Source organism: Cupriavidus sp. USMAHM13, from assembly GCF_001854285.1.
GTDB classification, from domain to species: Bacteria; Pseudomonadota; Gammaproteobacteria; order Burkholderiales; family Burkholderiaceae; genus Cupriavidus; species Cupriavidus malaysiensis.
In genome coordinates this window covers 3,119,242-3,142,508 of record NZ_CP017752.1, presented here as the reverse complement: position 1 = coordinate 3,142,508, position 23,267 = coordinate 3,119,242, and the positions used below count along the sequence as shown (strand labels likewise).

Below are 23,267 nucleotides of genomic sequence, written 5' to 3'. Positions count from 1 at the left end.
CGCGTGCGCCGCGCAGGTCTTGCGCAACGTGCCTGGACGCCATCAGCGCGCGCCGATGGCGTTGATCGCGCTCAGCGCGCCGGCTGTTCGCGCAGGGCGAAGGCCCGGCGCGCGGCCGGGCGCGCCAGGCAGCGCCGGTGCCAGTCCCAGGCTGCCGCATACCGCTCGCCGCCAAGCTCCGCGAAGCGGTGCAGCACCGCCGCCAGGTTCAGGTCGGCCACACTGAATTCCTTGCCCAGCAGGTAGTCCCGTTGCGCCAGCTGCGCCTCCAGCACCGCGAAGCGCCGGGCGAGCGCCTGCAGGGCCTCGTCCGCCAGCTCGGGCCGGCGCCGCTCGGGCGGCAGCATGCGGCTGTGCTGGGTCCATTGCGTGGTCAGCGGCTCGACCGAGGTCGCCGCCCACAAGGTCCACTGCAGCGCCAGCGATTGCGCATCGGCATCCGCCGGCCACAGGCCGGCCGCGGCGTGCTTGCGCGCCAGGTGCAGCGTGATGGCCAGCGATTCGAACAGCACCAGGCCGTCATCCTCGATGGTCGGCACCAGTCCGTTGGGATTCAGCTTCAGGTAGGGCGCCGCCTTGACCTCCGGCGAGGCGTAGTGCAGCGGGATGTTCTCGTAGGCCAGGCCGAGTTCCTCTGCCGCCCACAGCGGGCGGATCGCGCGGGAGGCCGGGATGCCGTAGATTTTCAGGGTCATGTCGCGTCGGGTAGCGGTTGCGGATAGGCGGCGGCGCCAGTCCAGGGGCCGTTCGCTGCAGAACTGTATACCTTATGCGATCTGATGGGAATCCGCGGGGCAGGAGACAGGAGGGCGGAGATCGAAGGCGGGCCATGCGGCGCAGCACGGCGGCCAGGCACCAAGGCCGGCTCCTGGCCGCAGGGTACGCGCCTAGCGCGCCTTTCTGGCCTTTCCTGGCCTTTATAAGCCGTTAAGGCGCCGTGGTGGGCCTCCTGGCTTCAACTCAATCGATGCGTGCCGCCCCCAGGCCGGTGCTGTCTTGCGCACCCTGGCGGGGCACGGGCATGCCCGGATTTGGCGCAATGCACAAAAATATGTATACTGTGAACAATAAAGAAACGCCATAGGGAAAAACCATGCACCAAGTCGATGCCAAGTACCTGCGTACGCCCGTCGGCCAGCAACTCCTCGAACACTATGCCGGCCGCGATGCGGTGCGCCATGCCACGCCGCTGCTGCCGCTGCGCCTGGCCGACGTGACCGGTTTCGCACGCGCCCTGTTCGGCCGCCGCAACGCAGGCCACCGTCCCTGCTGATTCCGTTCCTGCGGATTCCGGCGCTGCCGGACGGATTGGCTCGGAAAAATCCTGGCCATCAGCGGGCGCCGGCGGGCAGGCGGCGGCGCCCGCGGGGACTACAATGCACGCTTGTGCCGCGCCATGCGCAGCGGGCCTGACGGCCCCGGGCGCGATGGCGGGCTTAACCTGCAAGCGTAGCCCGTGCCCATGAATCCCGCGCTCTACCGGCTGATGCCGGGCCTGGAAGAGCTGGCGAAGTACCCGCGGCAGCATCTGCGTGCCGACCTCTCCGCGGGCCTGTCGGTGGCCGCCGTCTCGCTGCCGGTCAGCGTGGCCTATGCCCAGCTGGCCGGCCTCAGTCCGGCCGCCGGCCTGTACAGCTCGGTGCTGCCGATGGTGGCCTATGCGCTGTTCGGCTCGTCGCGCCAGCTGATCGTCGGTCCCGACGCCGCCACCTCGGCGATGATCGCCGCCACCCTGATGCCGCTGGCCGTGGCCGGCAGCGAGGACTACCAGGCGCTGGCGGTCTCGCTGACCCTGCTCACCGGCATCTTCTGCATGGTGGCCAGCCGCTTCCGCTTCGGCTTCCTCGCCGATTTCCTCTCCGTTCCCATCCTGACCGGCCTGCTCAACGGCGTGGCCGTCAGCATCGTCATCAGCCAGTTCGGCAAGGTGACCGGCCTGGCACTGGCCGGCCGCGATGCCATCAGCCAGATCCTCTCGCTGGCCGCCCAGGCCGGCCAGGTGCACCTGCCGACCTTCTTCGTGGCGGTCGGCACCGCCGCGCTTTACCTGACCGTCAAGGCCTTCTGGCCGCGCGGCCCGGCGGCGCTGAGCGCGCTGGTGGCCGCCGTCGCCGGCAGCCTGATGTTCCGCGCCAAGGCGCTCGGTGTCGCCATGGTCGGGGCCCTGCCGTCAGGGCTGCCCGGCTGGGTCGCGCCGTCGCTGCCGCACGAGATGCTCGGCACATTGGTGCCGGCTGCCGCCGGCCTCGCGCTGATCTCCTTCAGCAGCGGCATGCTGACCAGCCGCAGTTTCGCCGTGCGCAACGGCTACCGCGTCGATGCCAACCGCGAGTTCCTCGCCATCGGCGTGGCCGACGTGGTCAGCGCGCTGAGCCAGGGTTTCGCCATCAGCGGCTCCAGCTCGCGCACGGTCGTCAACGAAGGGGCGGGCGGGCGCACGCGCCTGGTCTCGGTGGTGGCGGCCGCGGCCATGCTGCTGGTGCTGCTGGTGCTCGGCGATGTGCTGGCGCTGGTGCCGGTGGCCGCGCTGGGCGCGATCCTGGTGGCCTCCGCGCTCGGCCTGATCGACCTGGGCGGGCTGATGGCGCTGCGCCGCTTCAGCCGGGCCGAGCACGCCATCGCGCTGGTCACCCTGGCCGGCGTGGTGCTGTTCGGCGTGATGTCCGGCATCCTGGTGGCGGTGACCCTTGCCCTGCTGCGCTTCCTGGTGCAGATGGCGCGGCCGTCGGACCAGCTGTTCGGCATCATTCCCGGGCACGAAGGACTCTATGAACTGGCGCACTACCCGGAAGCGCAGGCCGTGCCCGGCCTGCTGATCTACCGCTTCGAGTCGCCGCTGACCTTCTTCAACGCCGACTATTTCAGCGTGCGCGTGGCGGCGCTGGTGGAGGCCCAGGTGCCGCGCTGGGTGGTGATCGATGCGGTCTCGATCGCTTCGCTGGACCTGACCGGCGCGCTCGCGATCCGCGACCTGCAGGAAGCGCTGGCCAAGCGCGGCATCCAGCTCGTCATCGCCGGCCGCACCGCCCAGCTGCTGGCGTGGCTGGACCGGCGCGGCATCGCGCCGGAAAGCACCGGCATCCTCTACTACCCGAACCGGCTGGCGGCACTGGCCGCCTTCGAGGCGAGCGCGGCGGCCGCGCAGGCCGCCGCTGGTGATGGCGGCGGCTCCAGCACTGTTGTCGCAGCGCCGGGCGACGGCGCCGACGATGCGCATGGCGCTGCGCCGGCGCGGGACCGGGAAGGCCCGACGCCGGGTACGGCCGCCTGAGCAGGGCGCGGCCCGCCCAGGCTCAGTCCGCCGACGCGCCCGAGCGCCGCACCACCGGCCCCCACTTGCGGATCTCGCTGGCGACGAAGCGGCCGGTCTCGTCGGGGCTCATGGGCATCGGCTCGGAGCCGCGCTCGACGATGAATCGCTTCAGTTCGGGACTCTGCAGGGCCTTGACGGTCTCGGCATTGAGCTGGCCGAGGATGGCCGCCGGCACGCCCTTGGGGGCCATCAGCACGGCCCAGCCCACCGCGTCGAATTCCGGCCAGCCCTGCTCGCGCACCGTCGGCACGTTCGGCAGCTGCGGCACGCGCCGCGACGAGGTCACGGCCAGCGGCACGGCCTTCTGCGACTGGATCAGCGGCAGCGCGGCCGTGACCGAATCCACCATCAGCGGGATCTGGTTGCCGAGGAAGTCAGATTGCGCCGGGCCGCTGCCCTTGTAGGGAATGTGGACCATGAAGATGCCGGCCTGCGCCTTCAGCAGCTCGGCCGAGAGGTGCTGGGTGCCGCCGATGCCGGCGCTGGCATAGCTGTACTTGCCCGGCGCCGCCTTGGCCTTGGCCACCATGTCGCGCAGCGAGGTGATGCCCGAGGCCGGCGTGGCCAGGAATACCAGCGGCACCGAGAACACGCCCGAGACCGGGGCGAAATCGTGCTGGGGATCGTAGGCGAGCTTCTTGTACAGCGTCTGGTTGATGGCCATGGCGCTGCCCGCCATCACCAGCGTATAGCCGTCCGGCGCGGCGCGCGCCGCCAGTTCCATGCCGAGGTTGCTGCCCGCGCCGGCGCGGTTGTCGACCACCACCGACTGGCCGAGCTGCTTGCCCAGCCGCTCGGCCAGCGCGCGCGCGAAGATGTCGGTGGCCTGTCCCGGCGGGAACGGCACGATCAGCTTGATGGGGTGGTCGGGATAGGCGGCGTGCGCTTGCGCGGCTGCACTCAGCAGCAGCGCCGCGCACAGGCGGGCGGCAGGTTTCAATGCGGTCTCCTCGGGGGTGGCGTCGCCGCCGGACTGGACTGCCGGCGGCGCGGTCGCTCGATCGATGCGGCGCGCCTTCGCACTCGCGGTGGCGCGTTGGTCGGGGCGGGCGACTCCGCTATTGTACTGAAACTAAGACATGACTGTGCCGGCACCGCAGGGAGCCGTTCAGGGCTCGCCGCTGCCGCCGCTGCCGAATGCAGGGGCATCGCGCAGGGCCGGATCGGCGTCGCTGTCGATCTCCACCAGCAGTCCGCCGGGGAGGCGCACGAACACCTGCGTATCGCCGCGCTCGGGCACGCGGCGTACTTCCGGCGCGTAGCCCAGCGCGCGCAGCCGCGCGATCAGCGCCGCCGGCGCTTCGTCGGTGCGGAAGGCGATATGGCCGAGCGTGGCAATGCCGGCGCGCGGGTCCTCGCTCTCCACCACGTGCACGAAGGCGTCGTCGCCACGGTAGAGCCACTCGCCGGGGAAGGGGAAGGGCGGGCGCCAGCCGGGCGCGAAACCCAGCGCCTCGGAGAAGAAGCGCCGCGTCTGCGCGCTGTCGTGGCTGATCAGGTTGAGATGGTCGAACACGACCTTGGGGCTGGCTTCGGATGGCATGGCGGCTCCGGGGATGCGTAGTGGTACACGGGCATCGTGCGCGCGCCGTGCGCGCGCATCAAGCCGCCGCGGTTTGCAGGAGTTTCAAGCGCCGTTTGACATGGCGCGCGCTGACGGCCCCGCCGGGCGCGCCTCAGAGCTCGTGGTGCAGGTAGGCGGCCTGGCGCGGCAGGCGCAGCGCCACCAGGAAGGCGACCACCATCATCACGGTGACGTACCAGAAGAACGCGGTCTCGTGGCCGATTGTCTTGAGCCCCAGCGCGACATACTCGGCCGAGCCGCCGAAGATGGCGTTGGCGATCGCATAGGCCAGTCCCACGCCCAGCGCGCGCACCTCGGGCGGGAACATCTCCGCCTTCACGATGCCGCTGATCGAGGTATAGAAACTGACGATGGCCAGCGCCACGCTGATCACGATGAAGGCCAGGAAGGGATTGTGCACCTGCTGCAGCCAGGTCAGGATCGGCACGGTGAAGATGGCGCCCAGCGCGCCGAACAGCAGCATGTTGGCGCGCCGGCCGATATGGTCCGACAGCGAGCCGAACAGCGGCTGCATGCACATGTAGAAGAACAGGCAGGCGGTCATCACATAGCTGGCGGACTTGATGGTCATGCCGGCCGAGTTGACCAGGTACTTCTGCATATAGGTGGTGAAGGTGTAGAAGATCAGCGAGCCGCCGGCGGTGAAGCCGAGCACGGTGAGGAAGGCCGCCGTGTGGTTGCGCAGCAGGCTCGCCAGCGATCCCGCCTCGCGGCTCTCGCGCGTGGCCGCGGTGGTGGTCTCGTGCAGCGAGCGGCGCAGGAACAAGGCCACCACCGCCGTGGCCGCGCCGACCGCGAAGGGAATGCGCCAGCCCCAGTCCTTCAGCTCGGCCTCGTCGAGGAACTGCTGCAGGATCACCACCACCAGCACCGCCAGCAGCTGGCCGCCGATCAGCGTGACGTACTGGAAGGAGGAGAAGAAGCCGCGCCGGCCGCGCAGGGCCACCTCGCTCATATAGGTGGCGGTGGTGCCGTACTCGCCGCCGACCGAGAGGCCCTGGATCAGGCGCGCGACCAGCAGCAGCGCGGGCGCCATCACGCCGATGCTGGCGTAGGTGGGCAGGCAGGCGATCAGCAGCGAGCCGCCGCACATCATCGTCACCGAGATCACCATCGCGATCTTGCGGCCGTGGCGGTCGGCGATGCGGCCGAACATCCAGCCGCCGATCGGCCGCATCAGGAAGCCGGCGGCAAACACCCCGGCCGAGTTGAGCAACTGGACGGTGGGATCGTCCTTGGGGAAGAAGGCGTGCGCGAAGTAGATCGCGCAGAAGGCGTAGACGTAGAAGTCGAACCACTCGACGAGATTGCCCGACGAGGCCGCCACGATGGCGAAGACACGTTTGCGCACTTCCTCGGCGCTGTAGTGGCCGGGGGCGCTGGTCTGGCTGTCCGCGATGGTCATGTCGGTCGCGCTGCAATGTCTTGCCGTCGCACGCCACGGCGAGAGGCCGGTTGGCGCTGGTTCCAGTCGATTATAGGAGGCGTTCGGCGCGATGGCGCAGGCATAGCGTGCGCCGCACGGCATAATCTGCGGGCGGTGCGCGCAACGGGTGGAACGGATGTTGCGCCGCGCCATCCGATCGACAGGGACAGGAGGAGCAAGACATGGCAATCCGCATCGTACGGCTGGGCACGCCGCGCGCGCCCGGCGAGGGCCTGCGCATCGGCACGGTCCGGCGCCCGCCGCGCGGCGTGCCCAAGACCGAGTTCGCGGCGCAGGACTGGTACGACGTATGGTTCCCGAACCTGGCGCCCAGCGCGGAGCTGATGAAGCAGGCGCTGGAAGCCCAGCGCAACCACGACGAGAAGGGCTGGGCCGGCTTCGTCAGGCAGTTCCGCGCCGAGATGGCGCAGCCGGGACCCACGCACGACCTCGATCTGCTGGCCGCGCTGTCGCATCGCAGCGATGTCGCCATCGGCTGCTATTGCGAGGACGAGGCCCATTGCCACCGCTCGGTGCTGCGTGTGCTGCTGGCCGGGCGCGGGGCGGCGCTGGTGGACTGAGCCGGCGCGGGCGGTGCCGTCCCTCGCCGCGCGCAGCGGGGCCGGCGTCGCTTGGCTTCGGCGGCTTCAGCCGCGCTCGGGCAGGCCGCCGAAGTACAGGTCGGTGCGGCGGTGATCCCAGGCCGGCAGCGCGCCGCGCAGGCGCGCCACGCGGGCAGGGTCCAGTTCGGCCGTGATGTGGCCGGTGGTGTCGGGCATGCAGGCCAGCACCGTGCCCCAGGGGTCGATGATCATGCTGCGGCCCAGGCAGGGCAGGCCCGGCCCCGGTCCGCCGATCTGCGCGGCGGCGATCACATAGCACTGGTTCTCGATGGCACGGGCGCGCAGCAGCGTCTCCCAGTGGTCGCGGCCGGTGTGCACGTTGAAGGCGGCCGGCACCAGCAGCACATCGGCGCCGCGCGCGCGCAGCGTGCGGTAGAGCTCGCCGAAGCGCAGGTCGTAGCAGATGCTGAGGCCCAGCGTCAGGCCTTCCGCGGCCACCATCTGCAGGCTGTCGCCCGGCGCGAAGTCGGCCGATTCGCGGTAGGGCAGGCCGTCGACCACGGCATCGTAGAGATGGACCTTGCGGTAGCGCGCGGCCAGGCTGCCGTCCGGCGCGAAGGTCAGGCCGCTGTTGCCGAGACGTGCTTCGCCCGGCAGGCGTTCATGCATCGAGCCGAGGTGGATCCAGCAGCCGGTGCGCCGCGCCAGCGCCGCGATGCGCTCGGAGACCGGGCCCGGCACCGTGCTGGCCGCGGCCTGCAGGGCGGCGGAATCGCCACGCACGTCGCTGTATTCGGGGGTCACGATCAACCTGGCGCCATCGGCGGCGGCGGCCAGGATCCCCTGTTCCAGCGCGGCCAGGTTGGCTTGGCGATCCTGCCGGCTGTCGAGCTGGAGCGCGGCTACCTTGATACCCATCATCTTCCCCCCTGGCCTGCGTTGTCTGCGTTGCCCGTGTCGCAGGGATCGCAGGGATCGCCCTCCGGCTCTGCCTCCAGCGCCAGCGCGACCGCGCGCGCCACGCCGGCGAGCAGGGCGGCGCCGTCGCCGCCCTGCAGTTCGCGGGCGGTGCGCGGGTCGGTGAAGCCGTCGGCCAGCACCGCCAGCACGACGCTCTGGTCGCCCACCGTCAGGATGCCGGCATCGTGGCGCAGGCCGGGCAATTGCCCGGTCTTGTTGGCCAGCCGCGCCGCCGCCGGCAGCGCGGCGCCGAAGTGGGCGCGCTCGCGCTGGTCGGCCAGCAGCGCGAGCCCGAAGGCACGCAGCGGCGCCGGCAGCGTGTCGCCGCGCAGCAGCCAGCCCAGCGCCGCGGCCGTGTCGCCGGCGCTGGTGAAGTTGTCGCGGCCGGCCGCGCGCGCGGCGGCATCCATCATGCGGCGCTGCAGCCGCGTCTGCGCCAGTCCGGCCCGTTCGCACCAGCCGTTCACGGCGTCGAAGCCGAGCAGGGTGATCAGCGCATTGGTGGCGACGTTGTCGCTCAGCACGATCATCAGCCGTGCCAGCTCGGCCAGCGTCAGCTGCCGCACGCTCGGCAGCTGCGCCAGGATGCCGGTGCCGCCGACCCGCTCGATGCCCGCCAGGGACATCTCCTGCGCCAGGCACAGGCGGTCCTGGCCGACCTGTTCGAGCATGGCCAGCAGGATGGGCACCTTGACCAGGCTGGCCGAGGGCATGGCGCAGGACGCCGCGCGCTCCAGCACGATCGAACCGTCGCGCAGGCGCAGGCTCAGCGCCACGCGCGCCGGCGTGGCGGCCAGCAGCGGGGCCAGGCCGGCCTCCACGCGCGCGCGCAGCATGGCGCGCCCGGGCAGGCGCGCGCCGAGCGGGAAAGCGTCGCCGTCCACGTTGTCCACGTCGTTCACGTCGTTCACGTCATTCACACCCTTCACCTCGTTCGCATCGATGGCATCGATCATCGCCGCTCCTCCGTTCAGACCAGCAGGAAGAACAGCCCGGAGAACATGGCCAGGTTGACCACGATCACCGCCCAGCCGTTGTAGAGCATGTACTTGAGCTGGGTCGAGCGCGCCAGGCCCATCTGGCCGAACATGTCCGAGGTGGGGAAGGGGCCGAACCAGTCGATCTGCGAGCTGCCCAGGATCACCGCCGTGGTGGCCGCGGGGCCGACACCGGCCGCCGCCAGCAGCGGGCCGAAGATCTTGGCGGTGAAAGTCATCTGCGCCACCGCCGCGCCGGGGATGTGGCCGATCACGTTGAACCACAGGATGATCACGCACAGCATGGCGCCGCCGATGCCGGCCAGGTGCGGGCTGGCGAGGTCGAGCAGCGCATGGTAGGCGTTGAGCTTGTCGACCAGCACCAGCACCGGGTTGAACAGCCAGAACAGGAAGAAGATCCAGATCAGCTTGCCGGCGCCGGCATACATGGCCTGCAGGATGGCGCGCGGGCCCATGCCGCCGGCCAGGCCGGTGGTGGCGGCCAGGGAGACCATGACGATGATGGCGAAGGCGAAGCCGGCCTTGGCGACCACGCCGGCGGCGGCCAGGCCGACGATGGTCAGGCAGAAGGCCCAGGCGGCGCGCACGGCCTGGCGCGGCGGCTCGGCGGACAGGTCGAAGGCGGCGCGGCTGCCGTCGGCGGCTTCCTCGTACTGGTGCTGCGCCTCGGTCATCTTCTGGATGCGGCCGGACATGAACCAGCCGCTGGCCAGCGTGGCGGCGGCCATCGGCAGGCCGGCCACCATCAGGTACTCGGGGTAGCTCAGGCCGGTCAGGCCCAGTACCGTGACCACGTTGGGCGTGAACGGTCCCAGCACCAGGCCGGCCGAGCCCGCGGTCTGGAACAGCGCGGCGACCGCCGGCGGCGACAGGCGCACCGCGGCCGCGATCGGGATCACCACCGCGGCGATGATGGCGTTGCCGCCCGCCAGCGTGCCCAGCGCGCCGCAGATCAGCGTCGACGTCACCATGATGCCCAGGCGCACGCGCACCTGGTTGGACAGGCCGATGCGGCGCACGATGGCGCGCACCAGCTGCTCGGCGGCGCCGGTGCGCGCGGCCACCTCGCCCACGCCGGCCCCCAGCACGATGATCAGGCCCACCACCGCGATGAAGGAGCCCAGCGAATCCGCCAGCAGCTTGCCCATCGCCACCGGCGTGGTGCCGGTCATGATCGCACCCAGCACGATGGCGGCAATGGTGGACAGCACGATGTCCACCCCCAGCAGCGCGATGATGGCGAAGACGAGCACGGGGGCCAGTCCCCACAGGCTGGTCTCGCCGGGCATGGCGAAGTGGGCGTAGAGGGCGATGGCCAGCCCGGCGAGGAACACGGCGATGGCCGCGTTGCGCTTGCCTGGCTGGAGTCCGGGGGAAGCCGCGCTGGCGGGCGCGGCCGGGCTTGCTGCGGATGTCATTGGGGGCTCCTGCTTGCTGTGGTGTTACCTGGGGGGGCCGGATAGGGCTGCGGCGGCCCGCGTCTTATTGCGGCGCGATGCCGGCCTTGCGGATCACGCTGCCCCAGCGCTCGTATTCCTGGCGGATCTGGCGCGCGAAGGCGTCCGGCCCGGAGGCGACCGGGAAGGCGCCGGCATCGACCAGGCGCTGGCGCGTGGCAGGATCGTCGAGCGCGGCCTGGAAGGCGTCCGCCAGCCGCGCGCGCACCTCGGCCGGCAGCCTGGCCGGGGCCACCACGCCGTACCAGGCGCTGACGTCGTAGTCCTTGAAGCCCTGCTCGGCGAAGGTCGGCACCTCGGGCAGCTTGTCGTTGCGCTGGGTGCCGGTGATGGCCAGCGCGCGCAGCTTGCCGGCCTTGATGAAGGGCAGCGAGGAGGGGAAGTTGTCGAAGATCACCTTGACGTTGCCGCCGATGGCGTCGTTCAGCGCCGGCGCCGAGCCCTTGTAGGGCACGCTGATCATGCTGGCTTCGCTGAGCTGCAGGAACCAGGCCATGCCCAGGTCGTTGATGCCGCCCGCGCCGGCGTTGGCGTAGCTTTCCTTGCCGGGGTGCGCCTTCACGTAGGCGACGAACTCCTTCAGATTGTGCGCCGGAAAGCCCGGATGCACGCTGAGGATGTTGGGGCTGCTGACCAGGTTGCGCACCGGCGTGAAGTCCTTGACCGGGTCATAGGGCGGCCGCGCCAGCAGGTGCGGCGCGGTGCCATGGGTGCTGACCGTGGCCAGTCCCAGCATGTAGCCGTCGGGCCTGGCCCGTGCCACCGCGGTCATGCCGATGGTGCCGGCCGCGCCCACGCGGTTGTCGACCACGATCTGCTGGCCGAGGATCTCCGACGCCTTGCTGGCGACGATGCGGCCGACCACGTCGGTGGGGCCGCCGGCGGAGAAGGGGATCACCAGCGTGATGGGCCGCTCGGGATAGGCGGCGTGGGCCAGGGCGGCGGCGCCCAGCGCCAGGGCGCCCAGCGCGGGTGTCAGCAGGAAGTGTCGGCGTTTCAAGGCGGTCTCCTCTCGTATCTCGAATCTCTAATTTCGTGTTTCGTATCGCGCAGGGGGCGTGCAGGGGGCGTGCAGGGTGTCCCGGCGGCCCGCCGTGCGCACTGTTCAGTGGTGCAGGAATTGCCCAGCGGCGGCGCCGCTCGCGCCCTCGGGCCCCCACACCTGCAGGCCGTTGACGTAGACGGCGTCGATGCCGGCCGAGGGCTCGCAGGGCTGGTCGTAGTCGGCCCGGTCGATCACGCGCCCGGGATCGAACAGCACCAGGTCGGCGGCATAGCCGGCCTGCAGCACGCCGCGTCCGGGCAGGCCGAACACCGCCGCCGGCAGCGAGGTCATGCGGCGCACCGCGTCCTCCAGCGTCAGCAGGCCCAGCTCGCGCGCGTAGTGGCCGAGCACGCGCGGGAAGCTGCCCCACAGGCGCGGATGCGGGTAGGGGCCGGGAATGCCGTCCGAACCGATCATGGTGCGCGGGTGCGACAGCACGCGGCGCAGGTCGGCCTCGTCCATCTGGAAGTAGATCGCGGTGGCCGGGCCGAGCCGGGCGGCGGCGTCCTCCAGCGACACGCCCCAGTCGGCGGCGATCGCCGACAGGTCGCGCCGCGCCTGTTCCGGATGGGGCTGCGAACTGGTCACGATGATGCGCTCGGCCTCGCCGACGAACTCGGGCAGCAGCACCGTCGAGCTGGCGGTGTACGGGTAGACGTCGAGCGCCACGTCCTGCGTGGCCAGCGCCTTGTCGATCAGCCCCAGCGTGACCGTGGTCTTGCCGAAGTTGCGGCGGCCGATGCATTTGTGGTGCGAGATCACCACCGGGATGGCCGCCTCGCGGCCGATCTCCAGCGTCTCGCCCACGGCCTCGACGACCTGGTCGCGCTCGCTGCGCATATGGGTGGTGTAGAGCGCGCCCGGGTGGCGCGCCGTCACGCGCGCCAGCGCCACCACCTCGGCGGTGGGCGCGGCGCGGCTGGCCGGGTAGCTGAGCCCGGTGCTGAGCCCCAGGCCGCCATCGCGCAGGGCCTGGTCCAGCGCCGCCGCCATGGCCTCGATCTCGGCGCCGGTGGCCGCGCGCGCGGTGTCGTCCATGGCGCCGGCGCGCAGGGTGCTGTGGCCCACCAGCAGTCCCACGTTGACGCTGGGTGGCGCCGCTTCCAGCGCGCGCCGGTAGTCGGCCACGGTGGGGAAGCGGTAGTCGGCGGCTTCGCCCAGCAGCATCAGCGGCGGCGGCAGGCCGTGGCGCGGCACCAGCGGCGCGATGCTGATGCCGCAGTTGCCGGCGATCACGCTGGTGACGCCCTGGCTGGTCTTGGCCGCCATGGCCGGATCGGCCAGCAGCGCGCTGTCGTCGTGCGTGTGCACGTCGATGAAGCCCGGCGCCAGCACGCGGCCGCCGGCGTCGATGGTGCGCGCGGCCTGCCAGCCGGCGCAGTCGCCGACGGCGGCGATGCGCCCCGCGCTGACGGCGAGCGCGCCGGCGCGGCGCGCGGCGCCGGTGCCGTCGATCAGGGTGGCATGGGTGAACAGCAGGTCGCAGGTTGGCATGGGGGAGGCTCTCCGGGAGGGGGCGGCGTGGGGGCCGGCGGTGGTGCGTGGGCGCTGGTCCTTCAGCCTGGCGCGGCGTAGGCCAGGATCTCGACCAGCATCTCCGGGCGGCCGAAGCCCGCGGTGACGATGGCGGCCCGGTTGGGGTAGGGGGCCGGGATCATTTCCGCATAGACGCGGTTGAAGACGGCGAGGTCGGCCCGGTCGGTGACGTAGACGACGACCTGGGTGAGGTCGGCAAGGGTACCACCGGCCGCTTCCAGGGTCTGCTGCAGGTTGCGCAGCGTCTGGCGCGCCTGCGCCTCGATGCCGCCGGCCACCACGGCGCCGTCGGCGCCGAGCGGGATCTGCGTGGTGAACAGGATGCCGTTGCCCAGCACGGCCCATTCCACGGGGGCGGGCGAGCGGGGCAAGGCGGTGTCGATGATCTGTTTCATGATGGGTTTGCTGGCGGGTTTCTGGTGTGCTTGCCCGGGGCTGGTATGGGACCGCGATGAGGGGCGGAGCGCGTCAGCGCCCGAGCGCGAAGGCGGACAGGTCCAGCGCGGCCGGCCGCCCGGCCATGGCATCGGCCAGCAGGGTGGCGCTGCCGCAGGCCAGCGTGAAACCCAGCGCGCCGTGGCCGGTGTTCAGCCACAGGTTGCCGTAGGGCGTGGCGCCGACCAGGGGTTTGCTGTCCGGCGTGGCCGGACGGCCGCCGCACCAGGTGGCGGCGGCGTCGAAGTCCGCGCCGCCGGGGAAGGTCTCGCGCGCCTGCTGCGTCAGCAGGGCGATGCGGCGCTGGTCGGCACGCGCATGGCGGCCCACCAGGTCGACCATGCCGGCCACGCGCAGTTGCCCGCCCAGGCGGGCATAGACCACCTTGTAATGCAGGTCCGTCACGCTGAGGGCGGGCGGCAGGTGGCGCGCCGGGTCGACCGGCGCGGTGAGGCTGTAGCCGGTGAGCGGATACATCGGCAGGCGCAGGCCCAGCGGCGCCAGCAGCGACACGCTGCGCATGCCGGCGCAGACCACGAAGGCGTCGGCCTCGATGTCGCCCGCGCTGGTCTGCGCGGCCACCACGCGGCGGCCTTCGCGGCGCAGCCCGTCCACGCGCACGCCGCAGCGTATGCGCGCGCCGAAGCGGCGTGCGGCCGCGTCGGCCAGGCCGACGGTGAAGGCATGGCAGTCGCCGGCTTCCTCGCTCGGTGTGTGGATGCCGCCCGCGAGCTTGTCGCGCAGGGCGGCCAGCGCGGGCTCCAGCGCCACGCAGGCGGCGCTGTCGAGCGCTTGCTGATGGCTGCCCAGGGTGGCCTGGTAGGCCAGTTGCCGGCGCGCGGCGGCGAAGGCCTCGGGATCGCGGTAGACCACCAGCTTGCCATTGCGCTGGTAGTCGAAGGCGAGCGCCTCGCGCTCGACCAGCTCGTGCACGCGGGCGCGGCTCAGCTGGCCCAGGCCGAGCAGTTCGGCTGTGACGCGCCTGGCTACGCTGCCGCGGCAGGCGCGCAGGAAGGCCAGGCACCAGCGCCATTGCTGCCAGTCCAGGCGGGGCACGAAGCGCAGCGCGGAATCCGGGTCGAGCAGCCAGCCGGGCAGCTTGGGCAGCACGGACGGATCGGCCAGCGGCGCCACGTAGCTGTAGCTGAGCTGGGCGCCGTTGGCGAGGCTGGTCTCCAGCCCCAGCCCGTCGCGCGCCTCGAGCAAGGTGACGGTATGCCCCTCGCGCGCCAGGAAATAGGCGCTGGCGACGCCGACCACGCCGCCGCCCAGAACGCATACCCGCATGTCTTGCCTCCCGCCTCTAGATACCAGTGCCAATCCCATTCCGATGCAGCGGCCGCCGGGGCGGCCACGCAGGACGACAGTGTTGACGAGGCGGCGCCGCGATTCAAATGACGATTAGCGCATACCCTATAACCTGAGGTTATGCAGTCGGCGCGGACGCCGCGCCGGCACCGTCGCCCGGCGCCTCGCCGAAACGGGTCCGCAGCACGTCCAGCAGGGTTTCCAGCGCGTGCGACGAGGCGGCCCCGTCCGGATAGATGGCCGCCACTCCTACCGACAGCGGCGGCGCCAGCGGCCGGATCAGCAGTTCCTCCTTGCTGGCGCGCAGCGCGAACTGGGCCGTGAACTGGTCGACCAGGGCGTAGCCCACGCCGCACTCGGCCAGGGCCGCGGCCACGTAGTAGGTGCGTGCCTCCACCATCGGCGTGCGCTCCTCCAGCCCCAGGTCGTGGCAGGCCTGCGCGATCAGGCCGCCGAGCGGGTCGCTGTTGCCGATGCCGATCCAGTGCTGGTCGTCGAGCCCGGCCAGCGCCACCGGCCCCTGTGCCGGCGCGCTGGCCGGCGGCCCCAGGTAGACCACCGCCGCCCGGCCCAGCTCGGCGGCGTGCACGCCCGCGCGGGCCGGCGGATCGAATACCACGGCGATGTCCAGTTCGCGCGACAGCACCAGCGCCAGCAGTTCGTCACCGTGGCGGGTCTGCACTTCCAGCGACACGCCGGGGCAGCGCTGGCGGAACTCGCGCACCGCCTGCGGGATCAGGCTCAGCCCCAGGCTGGGCAGGCAGCCGATGCGCAGGTGTCCCTCCGGATGCCGCTTCAGGTTGCGCGCCAGCCGCCGCACGTTCTCCAGGTTGGCGAACAGGTGCGCCGTCTCGGCGTGCAGCAGTTCCGCCTCGCGCGTGGGCAGCAGGCGGCCGTGGGCGCGCGTGAACAGCTTGAAGCCGAGGTCGCGCTCGGCGTGGGCCAGCACCTTGCTGGCGGCGGGCTGGGAGATGAAGAGGAGCTCGGCGGCACGGCTCAGCGAGCCGGTGCGCATCACGGCATGGAAGATCTCGAGGTGGCGGAGGCGCATGGCGCGGCGGGGAGGGCGGTCGGTCTGGCCGCAGTGTAGCGGATGGCGGCCGCGGCGCCGGAGGTTCCCCTCCGGTCGGAGCGGAGGGGGCGCCGTGCTGTCAGGCCGCCGGTGGCGCCACCACGGTGCCGTGGCAGGTGCCGAAGCCGATGCGCGCGAAGCCGGGGCGTTCGCACCAGCCGCGCAAGACGACGGTGTCGCCGTCCTCCAGGAAGCCGCGCCGCTCGCCGTCGCCGATCTCGACCGGCTGCGTGCCCGACACGGTCAGCTCGATCAGCGCGCCGGCCTCGCCGGCGGTGGGACCGGAGATGGTGCCGCTGCCAAGCAGGTCGCCGGGCTGCAGGTTGCAGCCGCCCATGGTGTGGTGCGCGATCATCTGCCCGAGCGTCCAGTACTGGTGGCGGAAGCTGGTGCGGGTCAGCGCATGCGGCTGGCCGCCGCGTGCGCGCTGGCGCGCGCTCTGGATCGACACTTCGAGCTGGATGTCGAAGGCGCCGGCGCGGGCGTTGTCTTCGGAGCGCAGGTAGTCGAGCGGCTGCGGTCGCTGCGGCGCGCGCGACCAGCCGGTACGGTAGGGCAGCAGGGCTTCCAGCGTGACCAGCCAGGGCGAGACCGTGGTGGCGAAGTTCTTGGCCAGGAAGGGGCCGAGCGGCTGCATCTCCCAGGCCTGGATGTCGCGTGCCGACCAGTCGTTGAGCAGGCACAGGCCGAACAGGTGCTGCTGGGCGTTCGCCAGCGGGATCGGCGTGCCGCGCGCGTTGCCGGTGCCGATCACCGCGCCCAGTTCCAGCTCGTAGTCGAGCCGGCGGCACGGCTCGTGGACGGGGGCGGCGCCCGGCCTGGCGCGGGTCTGCCCGAGCGGCCGGAACACCTGCTGGCCGCTGACGCCGATCGACGAGACCCGGCCGTGGTAAGCGATCGGCAGCCAGTCGAAGTTGGCGCTGACCTCCAGGCCCAGCTGGCGGCTGCAGTTCACCGCGTGGTCGAGCGAAGTATAGAAATCCGTGTAGTCGCCGATGCGCACCGGCACCGCATACTCGGCCTGCGCCTGCGGCACCAGCGCCGCACGCATGGCCTGCACGGCCTGTTCGCGGGCGCTGCCGGCCAGCAGCAGGGCGAACAGTTCGTGGCGCAGTGCCTGCCAGGCGGCGGGGCCCAGCTCCAGCAGGGCATTGAGCGTGGTCCCGGCCGCGGCGGCGGCAGCCTCGGCGGCGCGGTCGCGCAGGCAGCCTGCCTGCAGCAGGGCGGCAAGGTCGACGATGCGGTCGCCGATGCCGACGCCGCCGCGCCAGGCTTCAGCGCTGTTGCCGCGCCGGAACACGCAGAACGGCAGGTTCTGCAGCGGGAAGTCGGTATCGCTCGCATTGGCCTCGTCCAGCCAGCTGCGGCGGGAGGCGTCGTGGGTGTGGTTCAGTTCCATGTTCATGCCTGTCGTCATGCCTGTCGTGGCGCGCTCAACCCGCCCGCCGCGTTCAGCGCGTCGTCGAAGATGGCGACGGCGCGCGTCCAGCCCGCCGAGGCGCCGCGGATCTTGTGCGGGAAGCAGGAGATGTAGAAGCCGTGCGGCGGCAGCGCCTCGAGGTTGTGCAGCTTCTCCAGGTGGCAGTAGCCGATATTGCGCCCCGCCTTGTGGCCTTCCCAGATCAGCGCGGCATCGTGGGACTGCGCGTACTTCTTCGCCGTGTGCACGAAGGGCGCGTCCCAGCTCCAGGCATCGGTGCCGGTCAGGCGCACGCCGCGCTCCAGCAGGTACATGGTGGCTTCCAGTCCCATGCCGCAACCGGCCGCGACGTAGTCGGGATGCCCGTAGCGCTGCCCCGCGCGGGTGTTGACCACGACGATCTCCAGCGGCGCCAGCACGTGGCCGATGCGGGCCAGCTCGGCCTCGACGTCGGCGGCGGTGACCACGTAGCCGTCGTCGAAGGCGCGGAAATCCAGCTTGACGCCCGGCTGGAAGCACCACTCCAGCGGCACCTCGTCGATGGTGGTCGAGCGCTCGCGTTCGCCGAGCGCCTCGTTCATGGTGCTGTGGAAGTGATACGGCGCGTCGAGGTGGGTGCCGTTGTGGGTGCTGAGCTGGATCTGCTCGATGGCCCAGCCTTCGCCGTCGGGCAGGTCGGCCGGCCGCAGCCCGGGAAAGAAGGACGCTACCTGCTCGGCGGTGGAGCGGTGCGACAGGTATTCGATCCGGGGGCCGAAGCCCGGGGGATCGGAGACGACATCGTTTTCCAGGTAGATCGACAGGTCGACGAAGCGGCGGGTCATGGGCGGTGCTCCTTGGCGATGGCGGGAGAGGGTGTCGGGTGGATCAGGAATCGAGCGAGGCATCGGCCGGTGCGCCGGCAGCGCTGCGGGGGCGGGAACCCGCGCCGGCGGCATCGCGCGGCAGCAGGGCCACCACGGCGGCGGCCAGCAGGAACAGCGCGCCGCACAGCGCGATGCTGTTGGCGAAGCCGAGCACGCCGGCCACCGAGCCCAGCGTCAGCGGCGCGAAGGCCGAGATGCCGCGGCCGACGTTGAAGCAGAAGCCGGCCCCGGTGGCGCGCAGCCGGGTCGGGAACAGCTCGGCGAAATAGGCGCCGACCAGGCCGGCGAAGGCCATGAAGAAGGCGAACACCGGGCCGAGCAGCAGCAGCGCGCCGTGGCCGGTGGTCATCGCATACAGGGGCAGCGTGAGACCGGTGCCGAGCAGCGACACGATGATGGCGCGCTGCTTGCCGATGCGGTCGGCCAGCAGCCCGAAGGCGTTGTAGCCGAGGAACATGCCGAGATTGAGGACCGCCACGAAGCCGGCCATGGTGGCCACGTCCAGGCCGCGCTCCTTGACCAGGAAGGTGGGCAGCCAGGTGGTCGCGCCCCAGTAGGCGGCAAGGGCCAGCGCCGAGGTGGCGGTGCCGAGCACGGTGATGCGGCGCAAGGCCGGGTCGAACAGCTCGGCGAGGCTGGCGCCGGCCGGGCCGCCCGCGGCGGACGCCGTGGTGGATACCCTCATGCGGCGCTGCGCCAGCCAGACCTCCGATTCCGGCACGCGCAGCCAGACATAGGCGATGGCGATGGCTACTGCGGCGCCGCAGGCGAAGAACAGCACGCGCCAGCCGTGCGCCGGCAGCAGCCAGGCCGAGGCGGCCGCGGCCACGCTGGCCCCGACCGAGAAGGAACTGAGCACGAAAGCCGTGGCGCGCCCGCGCTGGTGTGCCGGCCAGGTCTCGTTGACATGGGCGGCGGCGGTGCTCCAGACCCCGCCGAGCCCCAGCCCGGAGAAGAAGCGCAGCACCAGGATCTGGCGCCAGTCGGTGGCGCCGGCGATGGCCATGGTCAGCACGCCGAAGCTCGCCAGCGACAGCAGCAGGGCGGTGCGGCGGCCCAGCGTGTCGGCCAGCCGCCCCATCACCACGCTGCTCAGGCCGATGCCCAGCAGCGTGGCCGTGACCAGCAGGCCGGCCTGGGCCTGCGTGATCTGCAGCGAGGCCGTGATGGCCGGCATGGCGATGGTCAGGATGATGATGTCGACCGCGTCGAACAGGTAGCTGAGGAAGCAGCCGATCAACACGCGCCACTTCAGGGATGCCGGGGTGGGGGCCACGATCTCTCCTCGTCAGGTCCGGCTGTGTGCCGGCGCATTCGGTGCACGCACTGTACGATCGTACAGTCAGTTTATGTACTAGGGTTAACCGGGGGAGGAAGGAAGCGGAGGGGGCGGGAGCGGAGCCGGCCGCGGCGGCGGCATCGTTCGCTACAATCGGGACTTCTTTTCGCGGAGACAGCATGCAAGGCAAGAAAGCGCCAAGGGCGGCAGCCGGGCCGGGCGCGGTGCCGGCACCGCCGGAGGCAAGCAAGCGGGAGCGGGTGCTGGACGCCGCCGAGCGGCTGTTCGCCGAAGGCGGCTTCGACGGCGTATCGATGCGCGATATCGCTGCCGCGGCCGAAGTCGGGCTGCCGCTGATCGTCTATCACTTCGAGACCAAGGCCAAGCTGTACCGGGCGCTGTTCGAGCGCCGCAAGACCGTGCTGGAAGCGCGCCTGGCCGCCTTGCACGCGCCTGTAGCGGAAGGGGAGGACCCGCTCGAACACATCGTGCGGGCCTTCGTGGAACCGGTGATGCGGATCCAGGACAGCGCGCCCGGCATCGCCTACGCCAAGCTGGTCGCGCGCGAAGCCTCGGATCCGCGTGAGTCCGAGCGCGGCATCGTGACCGACTACTTCGACCCGTTCGCCAAGGAGTTCGTGCGCGCGATCCGCAAGGTCCTGCCCGGCCATCCTGCCGGCTACGCCCACTGGGCCTACCTGTTCTCCGTCGGCGCGCTGGTCACGAGCGTGTTCGACAGCCGCATCGAGCGCATCTCCGCCGGCAAGGTCAAGGCGGGCGACCTGCGGCGCAAGACCGCCTACCTGGTCACCTTCATCATGGCGGGCATCCGCGCCGGGGCGCGGCAGGACTGAGCGGATTCCCCGGCCCCCGGGGAGGGCGGCAGCGCCGCTTCAGGCGGGGCGGATGGCGACGGCGAAGTACCCGCTGGCGTGATCGCCGGTGGTGTCGCTGTCCGCGTTCCGTACCAGGGTGGCACGGACGCCGACGGCCAGCGCGGTGCCGTCGGGTGCGAGCAATTCGGCCTGGAAATCGGCCTGGGGCCTGCCGCGCAGCATGCGCCGCAGCCGCCCGCCGCCATCGGCGAAGGCACTTGCCAGTCCGGCGCCCAGCAGCGCCTCGCGGTCCGTGCCCAGCATGGCCGCCAGGGCGAGGTTGGCTGACTCGCAGCGCAGGCCGGTGTCCAGGATCGCCATGCCTTCCGCCGCCAGGTCGAACATCACCTGGAAACGCTGCTGCTGGTCGCGCAGGGACTGCTCGGTCAGCTTGCGCGCGGTGTTGTCCATGCTGATGCCGACGATCTTGACGATGCGGCCGTCGAATTCGCGCATCGGCGTGGCGCGCGAGGAGATCCAGCGGATGCTGCCGTCCGGCTGGATCAGCCGGAAGTCGAACTCGTGCGCATGCCCGGTACGCAGCGACTCCTCGTAGGCCGCGTTCATCATGGCGATGTCGTCGGCATGCACGTGCTTCCAGAAGCTGGCGTTGCTGTCGATATGCCAGCCGTAGACCGACTCGACATTGGCGGAGTAGGCCACGTCGTCGGTGACCAGGTTCCATTCCCAGGTGACGATGCGCGCGCCCTCCTGGGCCAGCTTCATGCGGGCCTCGCTTTCCATGATCTCGGCGGTATAGCGGCGCCGCACGTCCGTCATCGGCAGTGTCACGGCGCCGGCGTCGTCGAGTTCGCGCCGGGCCTGCTCGCCATAGCGCAGCCAGATCCAGTTGACGCCGAGGAAGGCAGCGAGCTTGCGCAGCTTCTCGTAGTCGATCTCGCCCCCCTTGGTCCACTTGTGCACCGCCGGCCGCGAGACCTGCAGCGCCGTCGCCACGGCCTGCAAGGTCAGTTTCTTGTGTTCGAGGAGTTCCTTCAGGCGGAAAGCAAAGCTGTTCTCAGTCATGGCCCGGCATTCTGGATCGAGGCCTCGTGCAGATGCCTCTCGAAGAACTCGACGCAGGCACGCAGCCGCGCCGAGCCCGAAAGCCGAGAAGGATACACCGCCCAGATATCGGCATCCTGGCGGTAGTCCGGCAGGACCTGCTCGAGGGTGCCGGCGGCCAGGCTGGCGCGCACGTCCCACAGCGAGCGCAGCATGATGCCCCGGCCGCCCAGGGCCCAGCCGTGCACGATCTCGCCATGGTTGGAGGACAGCGTGCCGCGCACTTTGACGTTGCGCTGGCCGTCCGGTCCGCCCAGGCGCCAGACGCCGAAGGGATGGTCACGCTCCTTGGTCACCAGGCAGTTGTGCGTGGACAGGTCTTCCAGCGTCCGCGGCCGGCCGTGGACGGCCAGGTAGGCCGGCGCCGCGCACAACACGCGCCAGTTGCGCGCCAGCCGGCGCGCGATCAGGTGCGGGGCGATCTCGTTGCCGATGCGGATGTCCAGGTCGATGCCCTCGGCGATCAGGTCGACCAGCTTGTCGAAGACGTCGAAGCGGATCTCCAGGCCGGGATGGGCCGCGCTCAGGCTGGACAGCAGGGGCGCCACATGGCGGCGGCCGAAGCCCACGCTGCTGCCGATGCGCACCAGGCCGCGCGGCGTGCCGCCGGCGGCGGAGACATCGTCGAGCAGTTGTCCGACTTCGTCGAGCATGCGCAGCGCCCAGCGCCGCACGCGTTCGCCGTTCTCGGTGAGCGAGACCTGCCGGGTGCTGCGGTGCAGGAGCTTCGCCCCCATCACCTGTTCCAGCAGCTTGATGCGCTTGCTGACATAGGCCGGCGAGCTGCCCAGCTCCTGCGCGGCGGCGATGAAGCTGGCGCGCTGCGCCACCAGCAGGAACACGCGCAGGTCGTCGAGCGGCGGGAGATTGTTCACGATTCGTACTCCTGGTATCCACGCAAAGGCGGCTGTGCCGCGAGCGGTTTGTTGGCAAGCTTGCTGTGTTCCTTGCACAGAGACAGAGAGCACAAGCCAACATGACCACACCATTCCGCATTGCCGCCATCGCCGGCGATGGCATCGGCAACGAGGTGCTGCCCGAGGGGCTGCGCGTCGTCGAGGCCGCCGCGCGCAAGTTCGACCTGCCCATCGAGGTCCGTCACTTCGGCTGGGCCAACTGCGACTACTACCTGCGCCACGGCCGCATGATGCCGGACGACTGGAAGGCCCAACTCGACGGCTTCGACGCCATCTACTTCGGCGCCGTAGGCTGGCCGGAGAAGGTGCCCGACCACGTCTCGCTGTGGGGCTCGCTGCTCAAGTTCCGCCGCGAGTTCGACCAGTATGTCAACCTGCGCCCGGTGCGCCTGCTGCCGGGCGTGCCCTGCCCGCTGGCGGGAAAGCAGCCGGGCGATATCGACTTCCTGGTGGTGCGCGAGAACACCGAGGGTGAGTACAGCGCGGTGGGCGGGCGCATGTACGAGGGCACCGAGCGTGAAGTGGTGATGCAGCAGTCGGTGTTCAGCCGCCACGGCACCGACCGCATCCTGCGCTATGCCTTCGAACTGGCACGCGCGCGCCCGCGCCGCAGGCTGACCTCGGCCACCAAGTCGAACGGCATCGCTGTCAGCATGCCCTGGTGGGACGAGCGGACCGCCGCGGTCGGCGCGCACTACCCTGAGGTGGCCTGGGACAGCCAGCACATCGACATCCTGTGCGCGCGCTTCGTGCTGCAGCCGGAGCGCTTCGACGTGGTGGTCGCTTCCAACCTGTTCGGCGACCTGCTGTCGGACCTGGGCCCGGCCTGTACCGGCACCATCGGGCTGGCGGCTTCGGCCAACCTGAACCCGGAACGGCGTTTCCCCTCGCTGTTCGAGCCGGTGCACGGATCGGCTCCGGACATCTACGGCAAGCGCATCGCCAACCCGATCGGCATGATCTGGTCGGGTGCCATGATGCTCGACTTCCTTGGCGGTGCGCCGGGCCGCCAGGCGCACGATGCCATCCTTGCCGCCATCGAGACCGTGCTGCGCGAGGGGCCGCTGACGCCAGATGCCGGCGGCCGCGCCGGCACCAGCGACGTCGGCAAGGCGATCGCCGAGGCGCTCTGACGCCATAGCCTCAT

The 23,267-nt window shown here is 71.1% G+C and carries 22 protein-coding genes; 5 read left to right on the top strand and 17 right to left on the bottom strand.

Translation table 11 applies throughout. The features are described 5' to 3' along the window. Positions 1 to 71: 71 nt before the first annotated feature. Positions 72 to 695, bottom strand: a complete 624-nt coding sequence (locus tag BKK81_RS31995) for a glutathione S-transferase family protein (protein ID WP_071021400.1) — start codon at positions 693 to 695, stop codon at positions 72 to 74. 398 nt (positions 696 to 1,093) lie between these two features. Between BKK81_RS31995 and BKK81_RS31990 the strand changes: the two genes are divergently transcribed. Both BKK81_RS31990 and BKK81_RS31985 read left to right on the top strand, forming a co-directional pair. After that, positions 1,094 to 1,273: a hypothetical protein gene (locus BKK81_RS31990; RefSeq protein WP_071021398.1), complete on the top strand. Its 180-nt coding sequence runs from the start codon at positions 1,094 to 1,096 to the stop codon at positions 1,271 to 1,273. Between the two features lie 189 nt (positions 1,274 to 1,462). Further along, positions 1,463 to 3,271 carry a SulP family inorganic anion transporter gene (locus BKK81_RS31985; RefSeq protein WP_071021395.1) on the top strand — a complete coding sequence of 603 codons (1,809 nt, stop codon included), beginning with the start codon at positions 1,463 to 1,465 and terminating at the stop codon, positions 3,269 to 3,271. 22 nt (positions 3,272 to 3,293) lie between these two features. Here the strand turns inward: BKK81_RS31985 and BKK81_RS31980 are convergent, their stop codons facing one another. From BKK81_RS31980 to BKK81_RS31970, 3 genes are all read right to left on the bottom strand, one after another. Beyond that, a complete protein-coding gene (locus BKK81_RS31980) occupies positions 3,294 to 4,253 on the bottom strand; it encodes a tripartite tricarboxylate transporter substrate binding protein (RefSeq protein WP_071021392.1) in 960 nt (319 codons plus the stop codon). Positions 4,254 to 4,421: 168 nt separating this feature from the next. Further along, on the bottom strand, positions 4,422 to 4,856 hold the full coding sequence (locus BKK81_RS31975) for a VOC family protein (RefSeq protein WP_197524010.1): 435 nt from the start codon (positions 4,854 to 4,856) through the stop codon (positions 4,422 to 4,424). A gap of 133 nt (positions 4,857 to 4,989) precedes the next feature. Then, a complete protein-coding gene (locus BKK81_RS31970; RefSeq protein ID WP_071021389.1) occupies positions 4,990 to 6,303 on the bottom strand; it encodes an MFS family transporter in 1,314 nt (437 codons plus the stop codon). Between the two features lie 203 nt (positions 6,304 to 6,506). On the opposite strand from BKK81_RS31970, the gene BKK81_RS31965 reads away from it, so the two are divergent. Then, positions 6,507 to 6,905: a DUF488 domain-containing protein gene (locus BKK81_RS31965; RefSeq protein ID WP_071021387.1), complete on the top strand. Its 399-nt coding sequence runs from the start codon at positions 6,507 to 6,509 to the stop codon at positions 6,903 to 6,905. A 66-nt stretch (positions 6,906 to 6,971) separates the two neighbouring features. Here the strand turns inward: BKK81_RS31965 and BKK81_RS31960 are convergent, their stop codons facing one another. The 11 genes from BKK81_RS31960 to BKK81_RS31910 form a co-directional block, all read right to left on the bottom strand. Next, positions 6,972 to 7,808 (bottom strand): carbon-nitrogen hydrolase family protein, encoded by an 837-nt coding sequence (locus tag BKK81_RS31960; RefSeq protein ID WP_083384656.1) that lies wholly within the window; start codon positions 7,806 to 7,808, stop codon positions 6,972 to 6,974. Further along, a complete protein-coding gene (locus BKK81_RS31955; RefSeq protein ID WP_197524009.1) occupies positions 7,805 to 8,803 on the bottom strand; it encodes a serine hydrolase in 999 nt (332 codons plus the stop codon). The genes BKK81_RS31960 and BKK81_RS31955 overlap by 4 nt, the downstream gene beginning before the upstream one ends. Before the next feature lie 14 nt (positions 8,804 to 8,817). Next, the gene (locus BKK81_RS31950) at positions 8,818 to 10,263 is read right to left on the bottom strand and encodes a gluconate:proton symporter (protein WP_071021384.1); all 1,446 of its coding nucleotides are present in this window, start codon (positions 10,261 to 10,263) and stop codon (positions 8,818 to 8,820) included. A gap of 64 nt (positions 10,264 to 10,327) precedes the next feature. Beyond that, positions 10,328 to 11,302, bottom strand: coding sequence for a Bug family tripartite tricarboxylate transporter substrate binding protein (locus tag BKK81_RS31945; RefSeq protein WP_071021381.1), 975 nt, complete (start codon positions 11,300 to 11,302; stop codon positions 10,328 to 10,330). 105 nt (positions 11,303 to 11,407) lie between these two features. Next, entirely contained in the window at positions 11,408 to 12,841 is a 1,434-nt protein-coding gene (locus tag BKK81_RS31940) for an N-acyl-D-amino-acid deacylase family protein (RefSeq protein WP_071021378.1), read from the bottom strand. A 62-nt stretch (positions 12,842 to 12,903) separates the two neighbouring features. After that, entirely contained in the window at positions 12,904 to 13,278 is a 375-nt protein-coding gene (locus BKK81_RS31935; protein WP_071021375.1) for a RidA family protein, read from the bottom strand. A 73-nt stretch (positions 13,279 to 13,351) separates the two neighbouring features. Further along, a complete protein-coding gene (locus tag BKK81_RS31930; RefSeq protein WP_071021373.1) occupies positions 13,352 to 14,605 on the bottom strand; it encodes a D-amino acid dehydrogenase in 1,254 nt (417 codons plus the stop codon). A gap of 139 nt (positions 14,606 to 14,744) precedes the next feature. Continuing rightward, positions 14,745 to 15,677, bottom strand: coding sequence for a LysR family transcriptional regulator (locus BKK81_RS31925; RefSeq protein WP_071021370.1), 933 nt, complete (start codon positions 15,675 to 15,677; stop codon positions 14,745 to 14,747). Positions 15,678 to 15,777: 100 nt separating this feature from the next. Continuing rightward, the gene (gene fahA / locus BKK81_RS31920) at positions 15,778 to 17,097 is read right to left on the bottom strand and encodes a fumarylacetoacetase (protein WP_083384813.1); all 1,320 of its coding nucleotides are present in this window, start codon (positions 17,095 to 17,097) and stop codon (positions 15,778 to 15,780) included. 14 nt (positions 17,098 to 17,111) lie between these two features. Next, positions 17,112 to 17,942, bottom strand: a complete 831-nt coding sequence (locus BKK81_RS31915; protein WP_071021364.1) for a cyclase family protein — start codon at positions 17,940 to 17,942, stop codon at positions 17,112 to 17,114. Between the two features lie 43 nt (positions 17,943 to 17,985). Further along, a complete protein-coding gene (locus tag BKK81_RS31910; protein WP_071021362.1) occupies positions 17,986 to 19,260 on the bottom strand; it encodes an MFS transporter in 1,275 nt (424 codons plus the stop codon). A gap of 182 nt (positions 19,261 to 19,442) precedes the next feature. On the opposite strand from BKK81_RS31910, the gene BKK81_RS31905 reads away from it, so the two are divergent. Next, positions 19,443 to 20,117 (top strand): TetR/AcrR family transcriptional regulator, encoded by a 675-nt coding sequence (locus BKK81_RS31905; protein WP_071021359.1) that lies wholly within the window; start codon positions 19,443 to 19,445, stop codon positions 20,115 to 20,117. 39 nt (positions 20,118 to 20,156) lie between these two features. On the opposite strand, the gene BKK81_RS31900 is transcribed toward BKK81_RS31905, so the two are convergent. Then, positions 20,157 to 21,164 carry a PAS domain-containing protein gene (locus BKK81_RS31900; protein ID WP_071021357.1) on the bottom strand — a complete coding sequence of 336 codons (1,008 nt, stop codon included), beginning with the start codon at positions 21,162 to 21,164 and terminating at the stop codon, positions 20,157 to 20,159. Further along, positions 21,161 to 22,078 (bottom strand): LysR substrate-binding domain-containing protein, encoded by a 918-nt coding sequence (locus tag BKK81_RS31895; protein WP_071021355.1) that lies wholly within the window; start codon positions 22,076 to 22,078, stop codon positions 21,161 to 21,163. The genes BKK81_RS31900 and BKK81_RS31895 overlap by 4 nt, the downstream gene beginning before the upstream one ends. Before the next feature lie 101 nt (positions 22,079 to 22,179). Between BKK81_RS31895 and BKK81_RS31890 the strand changes: the two genes are divergently transcribed. Next, positions 22,180 to 23,253 (top strand): tartrate dehydrogenase, encoded by a 1,074-nt coding sequence (locus tag BKK81_RS31890; RefSeq protein WP_071021353.1) that lies wholly within the window; start codon positions 22,180 to 22,182, stop codon positions 23,251 to 23,253. Positions 23,254 to 23,267 lie beyond the last annotated feature (14 nt).